The organism is Oscillatoria salina IIICB1 (assembly GCF_020144665.1).
Lineage (GTDB): Bacteria > Cyanobacteriota > Cyanobacteriia > Cyanobacteriales > SIO1D9 > IIICB1.
The window spans coordinates 1-14,914 of the sequence record NZ_JAAHBQ010000042.1 but is presented as its reverse complement, the minus strand read 5'-3'; the positions used below and the strand labels follow the sequence as shown (position 1 = coordinate 14,914).

The window sequence follows — 14,914 nt, the reverse complement described above, 5'->3', positions numbered from 1 at the left end:
TTTGCCTGAACTTCCAGAGGTAGAAACAGTTTGTCGGGGTCTAAATAAATTGACCCTGAATCAGGAAATTAGGGGTGGGGAAGTGTTGCTTCAACGCACGCTTGCTTACCCTCTTTCTGCGAGCGAATTTTGGCGGGGAGTTAAAGGTAAGCAAATCGATCGCTGGCAACGACGGGGTAAGTACCTTTTGGCAAATTTGTCAAGCCCTGAAGGAGAATTTGCAGGAGTTTTGGGCGTTCATTTACGGATGAGCGGTCAGTTATTATGGGTAGAGCGCAAATCGACGTTGCCAAAGCATACGCGAGTAAGATTGTTTTTTGAGGAAAACCAAGAATTACGTTTTGTCGATACCCGCACTTTTGGTAAATTTTGGTATGTTCCGCCCGATCTACCACCAGAAAAAATTATTACAGGTTTACTGAAACTTGGAGCGGAACCTTTTTCCTCTGAGTTTTCACCAGAATACTTAGCACAAAAGTTGCACAAATCGCGACGCAATATCAAAACTTTACTTTTAGATCAAGCGATCGCCGCAGGTATTGGTAATATTTACGCTGATGAAGCTTTATTTTTGAGTGGGATACATCCACAAACCCTGGGTTGTAATTTGACTCATTTACAAATTGAACGCTTACATCAAGCAATAATTAAAGTTTTGCAAACAGGTATTGACAAAGGCGGCACAACCTTTAGTAGTTTTCTGAATTTGATGGGAGTCAACGGAAACTATCTGGGCGTAGCCTGGGTTTATGGACGCACAGGCGAACCTTGTCGCAATTGCGGTACAGCGATCGCCAAGGTAAAATTAGCAGGGCGATCGTCTCACTTTTGTCCAGAATGTCAATTGGTGACTGGTGACTGGTGATTGGGGACTGGGGACTGGGGACTGGGGAGAGGGAACTGGGAACTGGGGACTGGGGACTGGGGAGAGGGGGGAGAGGGGACTGGGGAGAGGGAACTGGGAACTGGGGAGAGGGGGGAGAGGGGGGAGACAAGGAGGAGGGGGAAGACCAGGGAGAGGGGAGGATAAACTTCTAACTGGTAACTGCTAACTGCTAACTGATAACTGTTCACTGCTAACTGTTCACTGAAATCCCCAATCCCTAATCCCCAACTACCAAATCGCCTTAAAATATATTAAGAATTCTCGAGCAAAAAACATGGCAGGCAAAATCAAAAACAAAGCATTAGTTAGAGTCGTGCAAGAAAAACTAGACAATAGCGTCGAAGCAACAGCTAGCGATCGCCGCTTTCCACCTTATATATTTGAAACTAAAGGCGAAGTTGTAGACATGAACGACGACTATGCCCAAGTGAAATTTTACGTCCCTACACCGCCAATCTGGTTTCACGTCGATCAACTCGAACTAGCCGACTAAAACCCCATATCTGTGTTTATCTGTGTCCATCTGTGGTTCCCAAATACCAGATTTAACTAAAATGAGTTCACCCCTAGTTTCCATTATCGGCGCTGGTAAAGTTGGTAGCACCCTCGCCCAGCGAATTATTGAAAAAAACCTCGCAGACGTAGTGTTACTAGATGTGATCGGTGGTTTACCCCAAGGAATCGCCCTTGACTTAAGCCAAGCCCAAGGATTAGAAAGACACGATCGCGCGATCGCGGGAACTAATGACTACACTGATACAGCTAATTCAGATCTTGTCGTCATTACTGCCGGAATACCACGCAAACCAGGGATGAGTCGGGATGACTTAATCGCCACAAATGCGAAAATTGTCGTTGAAGCAGCCCAAAAAGCAATTGCTTACTCACCCAACGCCGTGTTTATCGTCGTGACAAATCCTCTGGATGTCATGACATATTTAGTTTGGCAAGCCTTGAAAATACCAGCAGAGAGGGTAATGGGGATGGCAGGTGTTCTCGACTCAGCCCGACTGCAAACCTTCATTGCAATGGAAATGAAAGTAGCGATCGCTGATGTCAGTGCGATGGTTTTAGGAGGACATGGGGATTTGATGGTTCCTTTACCGAAATATTGTACAGTTCGCGGCATTCCCATCGCGGAATTATTAGATGGTAGCACGATTGAGCGTTTGGTAGAGCGAACCCGCCACGGTGGAGCGGAACTTGTGAAATTATTTAAAACAGGTGGGGCTTATTACGCTCCCGCCTCTTCTGTTTGCCAGATGGTTGAAGCTATTTTACACGATCTCTCGCGTCTATTACCAGCCGCAGCTTATGTTCAAGGCGAATATGGTTTAGATGACCTTTTTATTGGTGTTCCCTGTCGCTTAGGAAGTAAAGGTATCGAAAGCGTGTTAGAGTTGCCAATTAGCGACAGCGAACGCAAAGCCTTACATATTTCGGCGGCTGACGTGCGTGAAAACGTCGAGAAAGCCTTAAAAATGGTAGAAATTAATTAATTATCTGATTTGGGTTGATGGTGTAGCTTCGTAAAAGGAACCGCCGTAATTCCATGAGCGAAAATCGAAGTAAAAACAATTAAACTGGCGATCGCCCAAATTTCCTCGATTCCTGTATCCCGTACAGCCAGATTAGCCTAAAAAATTGCCGCTACGCAAGAGTTTTAGCGCGTTGGCACCTCATAGCAGTTTCTCTAGCAATACGCCTTCTCGCTGCCCCTAGTGACACGAACCCTATATTTAGTCCTTGTCAGAATTAACTTAGTGGACTACTAATCTATTCTTTATCTAATAATTATAGAATTACCAACAATTACTAGCAATTTATTTTTAATCATGTCTCACAAATTTAATTTCTTTAAAAGTCCATTATTTTATCTCACGTTAACAATTATTTTCTTACTAGCTTTACTACTGATAAAAATTAATGATAATTTTCCCGTTCAGGTATTCATTCTCACACCTGCTCTTATTTTATTTCCCTTATGGTCTTTCCAAGAAAGAATTTTCAAATTTGCAGAAATCGGAGAGATAGAGCGGGTTGCCAAACACATTAATCAATTAAAAGATACTAAGCTAAAAGGAAAAATTGGTTACAGAATACTACATATTGCTTCCGATAAGGGACATCAAGAACTGGTAGACATACTAGCAAAAAGGGGGGTAAACATAAATGCTCTTTGTGAAGATAGCTTTACTGCCTTACACCGTGCCGTACTCAGTAACCATTTAGAAGTAGTTAAAACGCTAATAAACTATGGAGCCGAAGTTAACTGTCAAGACATTAATGGTTTCACTTCTTTACACATCGCCGTAATAAATAACAACTTAGAAATAATCTCAACTTTAATAGAAAATGAGGCACAGGTCAACTCTAGACTTTTGAATGGTACAACTCCGCTATCCCTAGCGTTGCAATCTGAGAACCAAGAAATAGTAGGTTTTCTCAGCAGTCACGGTGGCATAAATTAAAAGTATATGACCATTTTTGAGCTAGAATTTTTTCGGCTGATTTCAAACTGTCTCTAGGAATTGATAAAACGATTGGAGCATTGAGTCTGTTGGGGATATCAACGTATAGCTTGTATTCTTCAACCAGAATTTTATAGGGATGAGCTTTAGTAATTGCACTCCAAGGAATGAATAGGGTGGGATGGGAAGGTCTAAGAATAAACATATATAAGGTCATAGAAAGATAAAGTCCTTCTTGTGAGGAACTAATCCTTAAGCTACGTTGATAAGTAAAGGAGTTTATAGTGATAGTTTGCCATGTTAGCATAGTATCTTTTGGTATTGGTAGGTTTGTCTTATAGTGCTGTGCAAGGATCATCCAATTACTATGAAAAGATTGTAGAAATCCGATAATAGTTAAAGCAACAAGTCCAATAAGTGTATGAGTTATTGTGTGAGCAAAAAAATCCATTAGTAATTAATTATCTGATTTGGGTTGATGGTGTAGCTTTGTGAAAGGAACAGCCGTAATTCCGTGAGCGAAAACAGAAGTAAAAATAATTAAACTGGCGATCGGCCAAATTTCCTCGATTCCTGTATCCCGTACAGCCAAATTAGCATAAAAAATTGCTGCTACCCCAATCGGACCAAACCAACCCATAAACAAAGCATCAGCGCGGCGTCTTAACCCCATCAGAGAATACAGTAACAGCATTCCAGGTAAGCGACGTAATAACAAAACAGCCACAGCTAGCAGTAAACCTTTCCAGCCCAAATCTAACCATTCTTGCCAAGGTAACGCTAAAGCGAATAAAACAAAAATTGAAGTGGTCAACAACAAATCCAAAGAATCTTGGACTTTTTCTTCCTCAATTCTATCTCTCGATTCCACCTTTAAATCAAAAGCAATTCCCGCAACAAAAACTGCTAAAATTCCATCACTGCCAAGTAATTTAACTATCCCAAGCACACCGACAGAAAGAGCCAAAGTATAAGTAAAAAAAGATTGTTTATCAATAATTTCCTTCTCTTGCGCCCAGACTAAGCAAACACCAGCCAAGTAACCAAGCAAACCACCCATAACAATAGCAGCCCCCACTTCCCAAAGCCAAACCTCAAGCAACCAGTGAGAAATTGCTTCACCTTGGGGACGATTAAGCATCAAAATTGGTAACAAAACAAAAGGATAACCCAAACCATCATTTGCACCAGACTCAGCCGAGAGTAAATGGCGAATTTGTTTAGCGAGATTTTGTTCAGCAAAAGCACCAGTTACAATCGTAGCGGCTAAAACTGGGTCTGTCGGAGTAATAACTGCTCCGAGTAACAAAGCTTCCCAAACAGATAAATCGAGAATTAAATAAGCCAATAAGCTACTACACAGCCACATAAGCGGCATAATTAAACCTAGTAGCACTCCTAATCCACGCCAATGACGGAAAGGATAACCACTAGGTAATCTTAGTGCAGTAGACATCAATTGAATTGCGATCGCCACTCTCGCAGCTTCGAGCAAAATTATCTCCTGATTCCCCCAATTACTCGGAGCAAACCAATTTAGCACCAAAGGACTCAACAATATTCCCACTAATACCGCCAAAATTGGGTCAGAGATGAGTAGCCTTTCTTTGAAAAAGCGAGAAAATAAAGCATAAATTACTACCAATCCGCCAAAAACTGCTAAAGCAAGATTGATTTGCGCTGAGATTGATTCGCTCACGGTTTAAGGTAGTTGAAAAATCTTGAGAAAATATTTTTTTAATTAAAAATAACTCTATCGAATAGTAGTTTCGTTTCAATCTGCTCCAAGATACATTCACAAAGAAGAAACATTTTGGATGCGAGGTGAACGGTGCGCCAGTTATGGATTCAAACACCACAGGGATACGGAAAAGAAGTTCTTAAAGTTGCAAAAGAGCATCGGGGAGTTAACTTAGTACAACTTACTGGAACTGATTCCTCTGGAGAGGTAGATGTAGTAATTGTGCGGGTTTCTAACCGTCAAGTCGAGCATTTACTGAGGAAATTAGAGCCTATTCGCGACTTGCACGTTAGCTTTTTTCCTCAAGGAGCGATCGCTTTGCAACCTCCTCCTTCGGAAGCACCAGATCGGGTTACTGATGTCCAGGTACGCAGTCCGATTGAAATCTTTTTAGCGGGATTGCAAAGTGTTGGTTCCTGGAAAGGCTTTTTAGGTTATGCGGTAGTGGCTGGTATTGTCGTCTGGATTGGCTTATTTACCAATAGTAGCTTTTTATTAGTGGCAGCAATGTTAATTGCACCCTTCGCCGGACCTGCGATGAATGTGGCGATCGCTAGTGCTAGAGGTGACAAAATGCTTCTCTGGCGTAGTTTAGTGCGTTATTTTGCAGCTTTAGCTGTCACGATCGCGGTAACTTTACTTCTCAGCTTGATTTTCCAACAACAAATCGCTACCAGTTTAATGGTTGATAACAGTCAAATTTCTGCTGTCACTGTCTTACTACCTTTAGCCGCAGGTGCAGCCGGGGGTTTGCAATTGGTGCAGTCAGAAAGAAGTAGTCTTGTCTCTGGTGCAGCCACGGGGATGTTAGTCGCTGCTTCCCTCGCACCACCAGCCGGAATTGTCGGAATGGCGATCGCCATAACTCGTTGGGATATGGTAATTAGCGGTGTATTTCTCTTAATTTTGCAATTGGTGGGAATTAATTTGTCGGCGGCGATCGTTTTTCGTCTGTTTGGAGTTACGGCGATCGGTGCTAGATACGATCGCGGCAAAAAATGGCTTTTTCCGGTTGCGCTTGGGGTAACAATTGTCGCACTTGGAGGTTTACTTACTTGGCAAATTTCTAATTCTCCTAACTTACAACGTTCCAGTCGCGCTCAACGTGCAAATGCTGATGTTCAACAAATAGTTAATCGTAGTGATTTGGTTAATTTAGTCGAAGCGAATGTGCGTTTCACTCGCTCCAATATTCCCGGTCAAAATACTTTATTAGTTACAATTTACGTTCAACCTCAAGAAGGGATCTCAGCAAGTTCTCAAGAAATACGCCAAACCCTCACCCAAGTTATCCAAACTAATTTACTTCAGGAATACAATGCTACGCCCTTAGTTGATGTTACCGTCCTCGAACCACCTAATTATTTACGATAATCTGGCTTGGCTGTTTGCAGAAAAGCTAAAAAAAACTCCGTCGAGCAATTTTTGTCGTCAACGGATCTGATTAATTTGTCTGCGTGACGAGCGCGGAGGGATTTGAACCCCCGACACCCAGAACCGGAATCTGGTGCTCTATCCCCTGAGCTACGCGCCCTCGTCTCCATCTAGGATAGCATCTCCGCTCCTAACTTGCTGCTTTTTGCTTTCATCAGCTTTGTTGAGAGGGTGAAATCGAGAAACCTCTTTCTATTTTAACATAACTTAAAGCCCTTGCCTTTTGGACAAGATCGTGGTAAAGAGTTATATTCACTTGTTTTTCCCAAAATATTGAGATTTATGGCAAATAGATCTAAGCCTTTACTTCACAAAAACTTCATAATTCTTGTGGAAAATTAAAGGCAGGATGAAGGATTTTTCTTTAAATTTAAAGTATAGACAAAAACGATTTTAAAATTCTCAGGTTGAAAACGGATTATGCATAAATGTCCTTGTTGCTCCGGGCAGTTACTTCACTACGTTCGCAAAAGCGGTCCTTACTGGTTTTGCTCTCACTGTTGGCAGGAAATGCCAGATTTAGCTTCAATCGTTGCTGCTCAAAAGCAGAAGCAAAGGTTGGAACGCCTTAGTAGTAGTTTAGCTACAGTTACTCAGGAAAAAGAGTTAGTAGGAGTTGGGAATAGATAACGCCTAGCGAGGTTAATTGGTTAAAACTAAAGATAAATCATTTAGTTGAGCTTGCCAATTATCTAAATCGCTTAGCGATCGCTCGCTGTATTTCCTGTATCTTTCTCTTTTCTTCCCGATCCGAACTGGCAATTCCGGAATTATACCAAAATTGGGTGGCATTGGTTGAAAATGTTTTGGCTCTGCCGAACTAATAAATTCCAATAATGCTCCCATCATGGTTGTTGGTGGAACTGCGATAGTTGATAATCCTAACACAATACGTGCTGCATTTGTCCCCGCTAGCCAACCTCCGGCGGTTGCGGCTGTGTAACCTTCTGTACCAATGAGTTGACCTGCGGCTAATAATGTGCTGCGATTTTTAAATTGCAGCGTGGGATGAAGTAACTGGGGTGAATTAATAAATGTATTGCGGTGCATCACGCCCATACGGACAAACTCGGCTGATTCTAAACCAGGAATTAAGCGAAAAACTCGCTTTTGTTCGCCCCAGCGCAAATTCGTTTGAAAACCGACCATATTCCACAATTGACCAGCTTGATCTTCTTGGCGTAACTGAACTACTGCATAAGGGCGATCTCGCTCATTTTCCGGCTGGCGAGGGTCAAACAATCCCACAGGTTTCAAAGGTCCATAGCGCATGGTATCTTCGCCTCGCTGCGCCAATTCTTCGATAGGAAGACAACCTTCAAAAAATTTCGCATTTTCTCGTTCAAAATCTTTCACAGGGGCTTGTTCGGCGGCGCATAATTCTCGCCAAAAACGAAGATACTGTTCCTTATTCATCGGACAGTTGAGATAAGCAGCTTCGCCTTTGTCATAGCGGGAAGCGAGAAAAGCAAGATCTCGATTAATTGACTCACCAGTAATTATCGGGCTAGCCGCGTCGAAAAAGCTGAAATATTCCATACCCGTCAAGCGTCGCAAATTTTCAGCTAATTCGGGGCTAGTCAAAGGTCCAGTAGTTAAGACAACCACACCATCAGTGGGGATTTCGGTTATTTCCTCGCGGCGTAATTCAATTAAGGGATGGTTAGCGAGAGTTTCCGTTAAATTTTGACTAAAAACAGCCCGATCTACCGCTAAAGCGCCACCTGCGGGAACTGAGTGTTTGTCAGCAGTAGCGATAATAATCGAACCCAAACGACGTAACTCTTCGTGGAGTAAACCAGCCGCGCGATCGCTATTTTTCGCCCCAAAAGAATTACTACACACTAACTCGGCTAATTCTCCCGTATGATGAGCAGGAGAAAGTCGCACGGGTCGCATTTCGTGCAAAACTACAGGTATTCCTGCTTGGGCAATTTGCCATGTGGCTTCGGTTCCAGCTAAACCACCGCCAATTACATGAATTTTCTGTTTGTTATTAGTCATATAGGGGATTAGGGATTGGGGATTAGGGATTGGGGATTGGGGGAATTGGGTGTTTTGGAGGAATTGGGAGTGTTGGGGGTATTGGGAGTGTTGGGAATTAGGGATTGGGGATTAGGGATTGGGGATTGGGGATTTCAGTGAACAGTTAGCAGTGAACAGTTATCAGTTAGCAGTTAGCAGTTGCCAGTTATCAGTTTATCCTCCCCTCTCCCCGGTCTTCCCCCTCCTCCTTGTCTCCCCCCTCTCCCCAGTTCCCAGTTCCCAGTCCCCAGTTCCCAGTTCCCAGTCCCCAGTCCCCAATCCCCAGCCCCCAGTCCCCAGCCCCTAAAAATTCAACCACTGAGAAATAGTAGCGGGTACGGGTAAGAGAATAATAACTAACAAAGTTAGCGCCAGTAAACCGATAAAATCGCGCTTGTTGTCTAATTCTGTGACATCATTGAGTGCAGGTTCGTCAGCGATCGGCATTAACCAGAGGATAATCGCCCAAAGTAAGAAATCTGACTGAACTAATGCCAAACCTAACATTAATAACCTTGCCACTTGAGCAATACCGATCGCGGTACGTTGTCCAAACATAGCATGAACGATATGACCGCCGTCTAGTTGTCCTACAGGCATTAAATTCAAGGCTGTCACTACTATACCGACATAACCGGCAAAGGCGATCGGATGAAGGTCAATTGCTGCTTGAGGAGTGAATTGGGTTCCCAAGGCGATTTTACTCAAAACTGCGAGTAAAAATGAGTAACGAGGATCGATTGATTCGATGTTCAGTAAACCAGATTCGTCGGTGAGAGGAACAATTTCCGAGAGAGACAATCCCCAAAGTAAAATTGGTACGGAAGCGATAAAACCTGCTAAAGGACCTGCGAGGGAAACGTCAAATAAAGCTTTACGATTAGGAACAGGCGATCGCATTTGAATAAAAGCCCCAAATGTACCGAGGAAAAAGGGTATGGGGATAAAATAAGGCAAGGTTGTGCGAATTTGGTAATATTTGGCTGTTAGATAGTGACCGAATTCGTGTATGCCTAAAATTCCGACGATTGATAAGGAATAAGGAAGTCCCTGTAACAGTAAACTAGGGTCTTGTTGTAATGCTTCAAGAGAAACGCCGGCTATTTCCGCTCCAATCGTTGTTGTGGTAAAAAGAGTTATAAACAACAGTGCTAGGGCTAGACTTGGGCGTGTAAGTTTTTCTTCTGGCTTTAGTTTATCTTGGGATTGCGATCGCGGATTGGGAACTAATGCAAAGAAAGGCTGACCTTTGAAACCTTCTTGGAAAATAAGCAGGAAGCGATCGCCAAATTTTTCGGTAATATTTTCTTTAATCGTTTTATAAGCTACTTCTGGATTTGAACGCAGTTTTCCCCGACAAAGAATCGCTTGGGGACGATAATCGAGATTTTGCAGATAATATATACCCCAAGGGAAACAATTGCGTAACAGCTTTTCTTCATTAGTTGTAATTGGACGAACTTTCGAGGAATCTTCTGAAGAAGCTGCTAAAGGCGCTTTTTCTGGATCTCCTGTGGAAATATCTGGCTTAGCTGGTGTTTTCGGTGCATTGCGCCTACCGATCCCAATCAGCCACCAGTATACTAAAGGACAAAGCACAAATGGCGCGATCGCCAACAAAGGTGGAATTGGTCGCTCTTTACCAAAATACGCGATCCAAGCAGTCCAGACAAACGCCGGAGTCATCATCACTAGCCATAATAACCAGATTGGTGTCCGAGTTATGCCAGCGACACTGCGTTTCACAATAATGTATGTAATAACACTCAGTACAATGAGGAGTAAAAATTCCAACATATTTAACAGCCGATTTGCGATCGAGAAGCCTCTTTAGAACCACAGAATTTACATTCTGTTCCACTTTTACAATAGATCGAGAAAGTATTTAATTTACACTGCGATCGTTAATTTAGATCGCTGCCCCAAATTTACATTCATAGCGAGTAATAAGATTAAGATGCAACCCTTCGAGTCAAATCCTCCTCAAAGCCATCTGGGGACTAATCATTCTACTACTACTCCTAAATTACCTCGTTTGCTCAGGTCAGGAATTTTTGCTTTTCCTCCCAATCGAGATACTCTAGGTGCAACCTCTTATTTTATTGTAGAAAATGACGGTAACATTCTGCTTGATTGTCCGGCTTGGCATGAGGTCAATCATCAGTTTCTCAATCAGCATGGAGGCGTTAAATGGCTGTTTTTGACTCATCGAGGTGGTATTGGTAAAGTTGCGTCAATTCAAGCAGCGACGGGCTGTGAGGTGATTATTCAAGAACAAGAAGCATATTTATTGCCAGAAGTCAATGTAAATTCTTTTGAACGAGAGGTAAATTTGGCTGACAAATATGTAGCGATTTGGACTCCTGGTTACTCTCCTGGTTCTGCTTGTCTATATTATCAAGCTGAGGGTGGCGTTTTGTTTACTGGACGACATCTGCTACCCAACCAAAAAGGAGAAATCGTCCCTTTGCGTACTGCTAAGACTTTTCATTGGTTGCGTCAGGTGCGTAGTATAGAGAAATTGCGATCGCGTTTTTCTCCGGAAACTCTCCAATACATCTGTCCTGGTGCTAATACTGGTTTTCTCCGTGGTAAAGGTATTATTGACGACGCTTATCAACATCTCACAAAGTTAGATTTATCTGCTTTAACTCATTCTCCAGTTGTTATCTGAAACACACAAATCTTGTCTACCAATTATTAATACCAATTTGCTTTGACTGTGCTACATAAAATTGGGTAGAGACGCTGCATTTTAGTCTTTACAGGGTCTGTATCTGTAGCATTCATTTATGGAAATGGTATAACTCATAAAGGCATTTTGGACAATTTCTCTAGATAACATTTCTAGACTTTTTTCTGCATTTTATCTCAGTTACCACGTAGCCGCATAAAATAGTTATCAACTATCAATTGCTAGTTATCCCAATTTGATTTGGCTACGCTACATGAAATTGTGTAGAGACGTTGCATTTTAGTCTCTACAGAGTCCGTATCTGTAGCATTTATTTAGGAAAATAAGATTACAAGTTATTAATTTCCAGTCCCCAGTCCCCCTTAAATTTTCTTTTGCAACTGTTCTACCAAATCATAAAAAGGTTCCCAATTATCTTCCAGAGTAATTGGTTCCCAAATCGACTCAATTACTGGTCTAAGTAAAGCAGTTTTCGGATTAGCAAACCTCAAGCGATCGCTAACTTTATCCATTTTTTCAGCAGGTAAAATATTCAAACTTTTATGGTACAATTCAATCCAATCTTGCCAACCAGAAAGCGAAAACGAAGCATTTTCCCAAATAATTGAACTATCATTTCGCCAATTCGGACTAAACCATTCTCTTAATTCAGCAAAGAAGAGATGATAACCAACTTGAGTATCTTTCAACGCTTGAATAGTTTGCTGAACTAACTCCTCACCTTGAGAAACTGGTAAATCTGGCAAACCTAACTTGCGTAACATCAATTGATAATAACTAGATTGATAAAAATCGTCGAATTGTGCTAAACCAGCCTCCAATTCATAATTAGCCATCACTAAAGCCAAAGGCTTTTGTAATCTTTCTAAATTCACCTTACAAATTAACGGCTGATTTTCATAACAATACAAGCCACCATAATCAAAATAAGCCGCAGTAAATTGAGGATTATAACTAGGAATAAAAGCATAGGGACCGTAATCAAAACTTTCCCCAGTAATTGACATATTATCCGTATTCAAAACCCCGTGACAAAAACCCGCAGCCATCCACTGCGCGGCTAATTCTGCTATTCGCTGCACTAATTCAGCATAAAATTCCGCATATTTATCTTTAGATGAAGTAAGATTAGGGTAGTAATAATTAATAACGTGGTCTAACAATTTACGAATTAAATCTGGACGTTGAATGTAGTGGAGACGCTCAAAAGTACCGAAGCGAATATGAGAACGACTCATGCGTACCATCACACAAGAACGAGTTGGAGAAGGTTCGTCAGTACGCCATAAAGCCTCGCCTGTTTCAATCATACTCAAACAGCGAGAGGTATTAACTCCTAATTGATGTAAAGCCTCGGCCGCCAAAATTTCGCGCACGCCACCTTTAAGAGTTAGTCTACCATCAGCACTGCGGGAGTAGGGAGTCATTCCAGAACCTTTGGTTCCGAAATCGTAAAGATAGCCATCTGTACCTCGTACCTGTCCGTAAACAAAGCCTCTACCGTCTCCTAAATAAGGATTATAAGCGCCAAACTGATAGCCGTGATACCTTAAGGCTAAAAAGGGACGTACCCCCTCAAATTTGCCAAAAGCTTCAATAAAATGGTTGTTGGTAACTTGTTCGGGATTTAGTCCGAGCTTGGAGAGTAACTGGTCGTTGCGCCAGCGTAAAATATGGTTAGGGAATTGAGCTGCTGGTACTCGATCAAAATAGTCATCTCCTAAATTTTCTAAGGCTGGTTCGTAGTTGAGAGTGAGCAAAGGATTCATGAAATTTTCGATAGCAAAATGGTGGATTAGCGATCGCGTCGCACTCTCGGATTAAACTTGAAGATAGATTAAACGCTTACGCTGCTTTTTATATTTATATGCCAGACTCAATTATGTATCAGGAGGACGGTTATGTCGTTCTCGAAACTGACAAACCAGAGCAATTTCTTACTCCAGAAGAGTTACTAGCCAAACTCAAAGGGATTTTACAGCAATATCAAGACGATCTACCGCGAGATTTGCGCAAATTTGACTCTCTTGACGCACAAGCTAAGTACCTCATGGAAACTTCTTGCGAATTTGATGTCGGTGCAGGAGAATATCTACAGTGGTATGTGGTGCGTCTGTGTTAAACTATTACTCATCAAAGTTACATAAAAAAGCACATAAAGGATGAGTGACAGATGAGTGATACAGTTAAGCCCTCAGAAGCCTGGAAAGACGGTAGTTACAACATTCCACACCTAGTGACCGAAGCTAACGAGCGCATTAAAAAAGCGGGTGAGTATGGTAGCACAGCCGCTATCTGCATCAAGAAAGGTAGCCTAGAGATTCAGTTTAGTCACCCTACCCTGCTAGGCAGTAACGGTAAAGCTAAACGCCAATCTGTCCGGAATAACTGGGGAGGTGCTAGCCAACCAATCAACACGCGCCATCTGGTAGAAGCTGAGACAGTAGCCACCAAGATTACCCAAGCGTTAACCAGTGGCACATACACCGATGACTGGAAAGACGAGTTAATCGGACGTAAACCTAAACAACAACAGCCCCCCACCACAGCAACTACAGAACAGAAACTAACCTTTCACGACGCTTGGGAAGTAATTAACCGTGACTGGGAAGGACGTAAAAAGAAACTTAAAAATCCAGCTTGTTCTTATTATCAACATTTCCATTGCTTTGCTGATTGGCAGAATAACAACGATGAATTTACCTTGATAGGTTTAGCTCAATGGGCATCTAATGTCCCACTAGGGGGGCAAAGAAAAAAAAGGCACTTGAGAGTAATTAAGCGAAACTTGTCAATTTTAGAACTGCCTAACAAATACACAACTTGGGTAGAAAAAGAGATGGATAGCACAGAGTGTTCTGAGCAAAAAAACCATCTACCTGATGACAAAGAGATAAGAGAAACATGGGAAAGTTTAAACGAAAGATGGGTAGTTAATGCGCGGGCAAAAACAGACCAGGAACGCAATAAACGTTCCTTAAGACTCTATGGCATCCTTGCTATCTATGGCTTACGGATTCACGAAGCTTTCTCAATCATGAATTGGGATAATCCTGTAATTATCAAAAATGGCGAATTTATCGTTATTGATAATGACTCAAAAAATGATTCACAAGAGACAATTAAATATCAGGGCAATAACAAAGTAGTTCTTGCAATTAACGACCCTAACAACACTGAGAAAATCCTAGTAATTGAGAAAGGTAAAACCGGGAAACGTTTAGCGCTTCCATTTATGCCTAAAGGTGAGGATTGGTTCGAGACTTTTGACTTAATCAATCAACCATTTAGTGAAGTTTTACCACAGTATAAAAATCCATTAGGTTTCTGCAAGGTAAATGGGTACAACTGCTCATCAAACTATTCTACTTGGATATCCAAGAAAAAAATTCCTTTCTCCTCTCACAAACTACGCCATGCTTGCAACATCAGAATGCACCAAGCAGGTTTAAACCACCTAGCAATCGCTAACAGTCTTGGTCACACAGTAGCAATGAACCAAAGCACTTACCTCCGTTACCAAGGTCAAGAAAGCAAACTCGAAGGCTTACAATCTGCGTTGAATGACCTACGAGGTAAACAGAATGAAATAGACACCTTAAAGACTGAAAACGAGCGATTAAAAACAGAGAACGAGCAGTTAAAGCTACAACTACAGCGAC

Annotated in this window: 13 protein-coding genes and 1 tRNA gene; 9 read left to right on the top strand and 5 right to left on the bottom strand. The window is 42.0% G+C overall.

All coding sequences use genetic code 11. From position 1 onward, the window contains the following. Window position 1 precedes the first annotated feature (1 nt). The 4 genes from G3T18_RS13885 (at window position 2) to G3T18_RS13870 (ending at window position 3,357) form a co-directional block, all read left to right on the top strand. Entirely contained in the window at window positions 2-865 is an 864-nt protein-coding gene (locus G3T18_RS13885; protein ID WP_224411162.1) for a DNA-formamidopyrimidine glycosylase, read from the top strand. 295 nt (window positions 866-1,160) lie between these two features. Continuing rightward, complete coding sequence (gene ndhO / locus G3T18_RS13880; protein WP_224411161.1) at window positions 1,161-1,379, top strand: NAD(P)H-quinone oxidoreductase subunit O; 219 nt, start codon at window positions 1,161-1,163, stop codon at window positions 1,377-1,379. A gap of 61 nt (window positions 1,380-1,440) precedes the next feature. Then, window positions 1,441-2,385, top strand: a complete 945-nt coding sequence (gene mdh, locus G3T18_RS13875; protein WP_224411160.1) for a malate dehydrogenase — start codon at window positions 1,441-1,443, stop codon at window positions 2,383-2,385. 336 nt (window positions 2,386-2,721) lie between these two features. Next, entirely contained in the window at window positions 2,722-3,357 is a 636-nt protein-coding gene (locus G3T18_RS13870; RefSeq protein WP_224411159.1) for an ankyrin repeat domain-containing protein, read from the top strand. A gap of 457 nt (window positions 3,358-3,814) precedes the next feature. Here the strand turns inward: G3T18_RS13870 and G3T18_RS13865 are convergent, their stop codons facing one another. Continuing rightward, window positions 3,815-5,056, bottom strand: a complete 1,242-nt coding sequence (locus G3T18_RS13865) for a cation:proton antiporter domain-containing protein (protein WP_224411158.1) — start codon at window positions 5,054-5,056, stop codon at window positions 3,815-3,817. A gap of 132 nt (window positions 5,057-5,188) precedes the next feature. Here G3T18_RS13865 and G3T18_RS13860 point away from each other — a divergent pair, with 132 nt between their 5' ends. Beyond that, window positions 5,189-6,472: a DUF389 domain-containing protein gene (locus tag G3T18_RS13860; RefSeq protein WP_224411157.1), complete on the top strand. Its 1,284-nt coding sequence runs from the start codon at window positions 5,189-5,191 to the stop codon at window positions 6,470-6,472. Between the two features lie 87 nt (window positions 6,473-6,559). On the opposite strand, the gene G3T18_RS13855 is transcribed toward G3T18_RS13860, so the two are convergent. Beyond that, window positions 6,560-6,632, bottom strand: a tRNA-Arg gene (locus tag G3T18_RS13855). A 320-nt stretch (window positions 6,633-6,952) separates the two neighbouring features. Here G3T18_RS13855 and G3T18_RS13850 point away from each other — a divergent pair. Next, a complete protein-coding gene (locus tag G3T18_RS13850) occupies window positions 6,953-7,162 on the top strand; it encodes a hypothetical protein (RefSeq protein WP_224411156.1) in 210 nt (69 codons plus the stop codon). A 12-nt stretch (window positions 7,163-7,174) separates the two neighbouring features. Here the strand turns inward: G3T18_RS13850 and trmFO are convergent, their stop codons facing one another. Beyond that, the gene (trmFO, locus tag G3T18_RS13845; RefSeq protein ID WP_224411155.1) at window positions 7,175-8,536 is read right to left on the bottom strand and encodes an FADH(2)-oxidizing methylenetetrahydrofolate--tRNA-(uracil(54)-C(5))-methyltransferase TrmFO; all 1,362 of its coding nucleotides are present in this window, start codon (window positions 8,534-8,536) and stop codon (window positions 7,175-7,177) included. Window positions 8,537-8,860: 324 nt separating this feature from the next. Next, window positions 8,861-10,354, bottom strand: coding sequence for a site-2 protease family protein (locus G3T18_RS13840; protein ID WP_224411154.1), 1,494 nt, complete (start codon window positions 10,352-10,354; stop codon window positions 8,861-8,863). Between the two features lie 160 nt (window positions 10,355-10,514). On the opposite strand from G3T18_RS13840, the gene G3T18_RS13835 reads away from it, so the two are divergent. Continuing rightward, a complete protein-coding gene (locus G3T18_RS13835; RefSeq protein WP_224411153.1) occupies window positions 10,515-11,231 on the top strand; it encodes an MBL fold metallo-hydrolase in 717 nt (238 codons plus the stop codon). 383 nt (window positions 11,232-11,614) lie between these two features. Here G3T18_RS13835 and G3T18_RS13830 read toward each other — a convergent pair whose 3' ends face one another. Next, window positions 11,615-13,021: a protein adenylyltransferase SelO gene (locus G3T18_RS13830; protein ID WP_224411152.1), complete on the bottom strand. Its 1,407-nt coding sequence runs from the start codon at window positions 13,019-13,021 to the stop codon at window positions 11,615-11,617. A gap of 98 nt (window positions 13,022-13,119) precedes the next feature. On the opposite strand from G3T18_RS13830, the gene G3T18_RS13825 reads away from it, so the two are divergent. Further along, the gene (locus G3T18_RS13825; protein ID WP_224411151.1) at window positions 13,120-13,374 is read left to right on the top strand and encodes a chlororespiratory reduction protein 7; all 255 of its coding nucleotides are present in this window, start codon (window positions 13,120-13,122) and stop codon (window positions 13,372-13,374) included. Between the two features lie 51 nt (window positions 13,375-13,425). Beyond that, a partial coding sequence (locus tag G3T18_RS13820) for a site-specific integrase (RefSeq protein WP_318013971.1) occupies window positions 13,426-14,914 on the top strand: 1,489 nt, incomplete at its 3' end.

Coding starts and splice junctions, on each gene's coding strand:
- G3T18_RS13840 (WP_224411154.1), bottom strand. CDS start 10,354: ATGTTGGAATTTTTACTCCTCATTGTACTGAGTGTTATTACATACATT.
- G3T18_RS13825 (WP_224411151.1), top strand. CDS start 13,120: ATGCCAGACTCAATTATGTATCAGGAGGACGGTTATGTCGTTCTCGAA.
- G3T18_RS13850 (WP_224411156.1), top strand. CDS start 6,953: ATGCATAAATGTCCTTGTTGCTCCGGGCAGTTACTTCACTACGTTCGC.
- mdh (WP_224411160.1), top strand. CDS start 1,441: ATGAGTTCACCCCTAGTTTCCATTATCGGCGCTGGTAAAGTTGGTAGC.
- G3T18_RS13835 (WP_224411153.1), top strand. CDS start 10,515: ATGCAACCCTTCGAGTCAAATCCTCCTCAAAGCCATCTGGGGACTAAT.
- trmFO (WP_224411155.1), bottom strand. CDS start 8,536: ATGACTAATAACAAACAGAAAATTCATGTAATTGGCGGTGGTTTAGCT.
- G3T18_RS13870 (WP_224411159.1), top strand. CDS start 2,722: ATGTCTCACAAATTTAATTTCTTTAAAAGTCCATTATTTTATCTCACG.
- ndhO (WP_224411161.1), top strand. CDS start 1,161: ATGGCAGGCAAAATCAAAAACAAAGCATTAGTTAGAGTCGTGCAAGAA.
- G3T18_RS13830 (WP_224411152.1), bottom strand. CDS start 13,021: ATGAATCCTTTGCTCACTCTCAACTACGAACCAGCCTTAGAAAATTTA.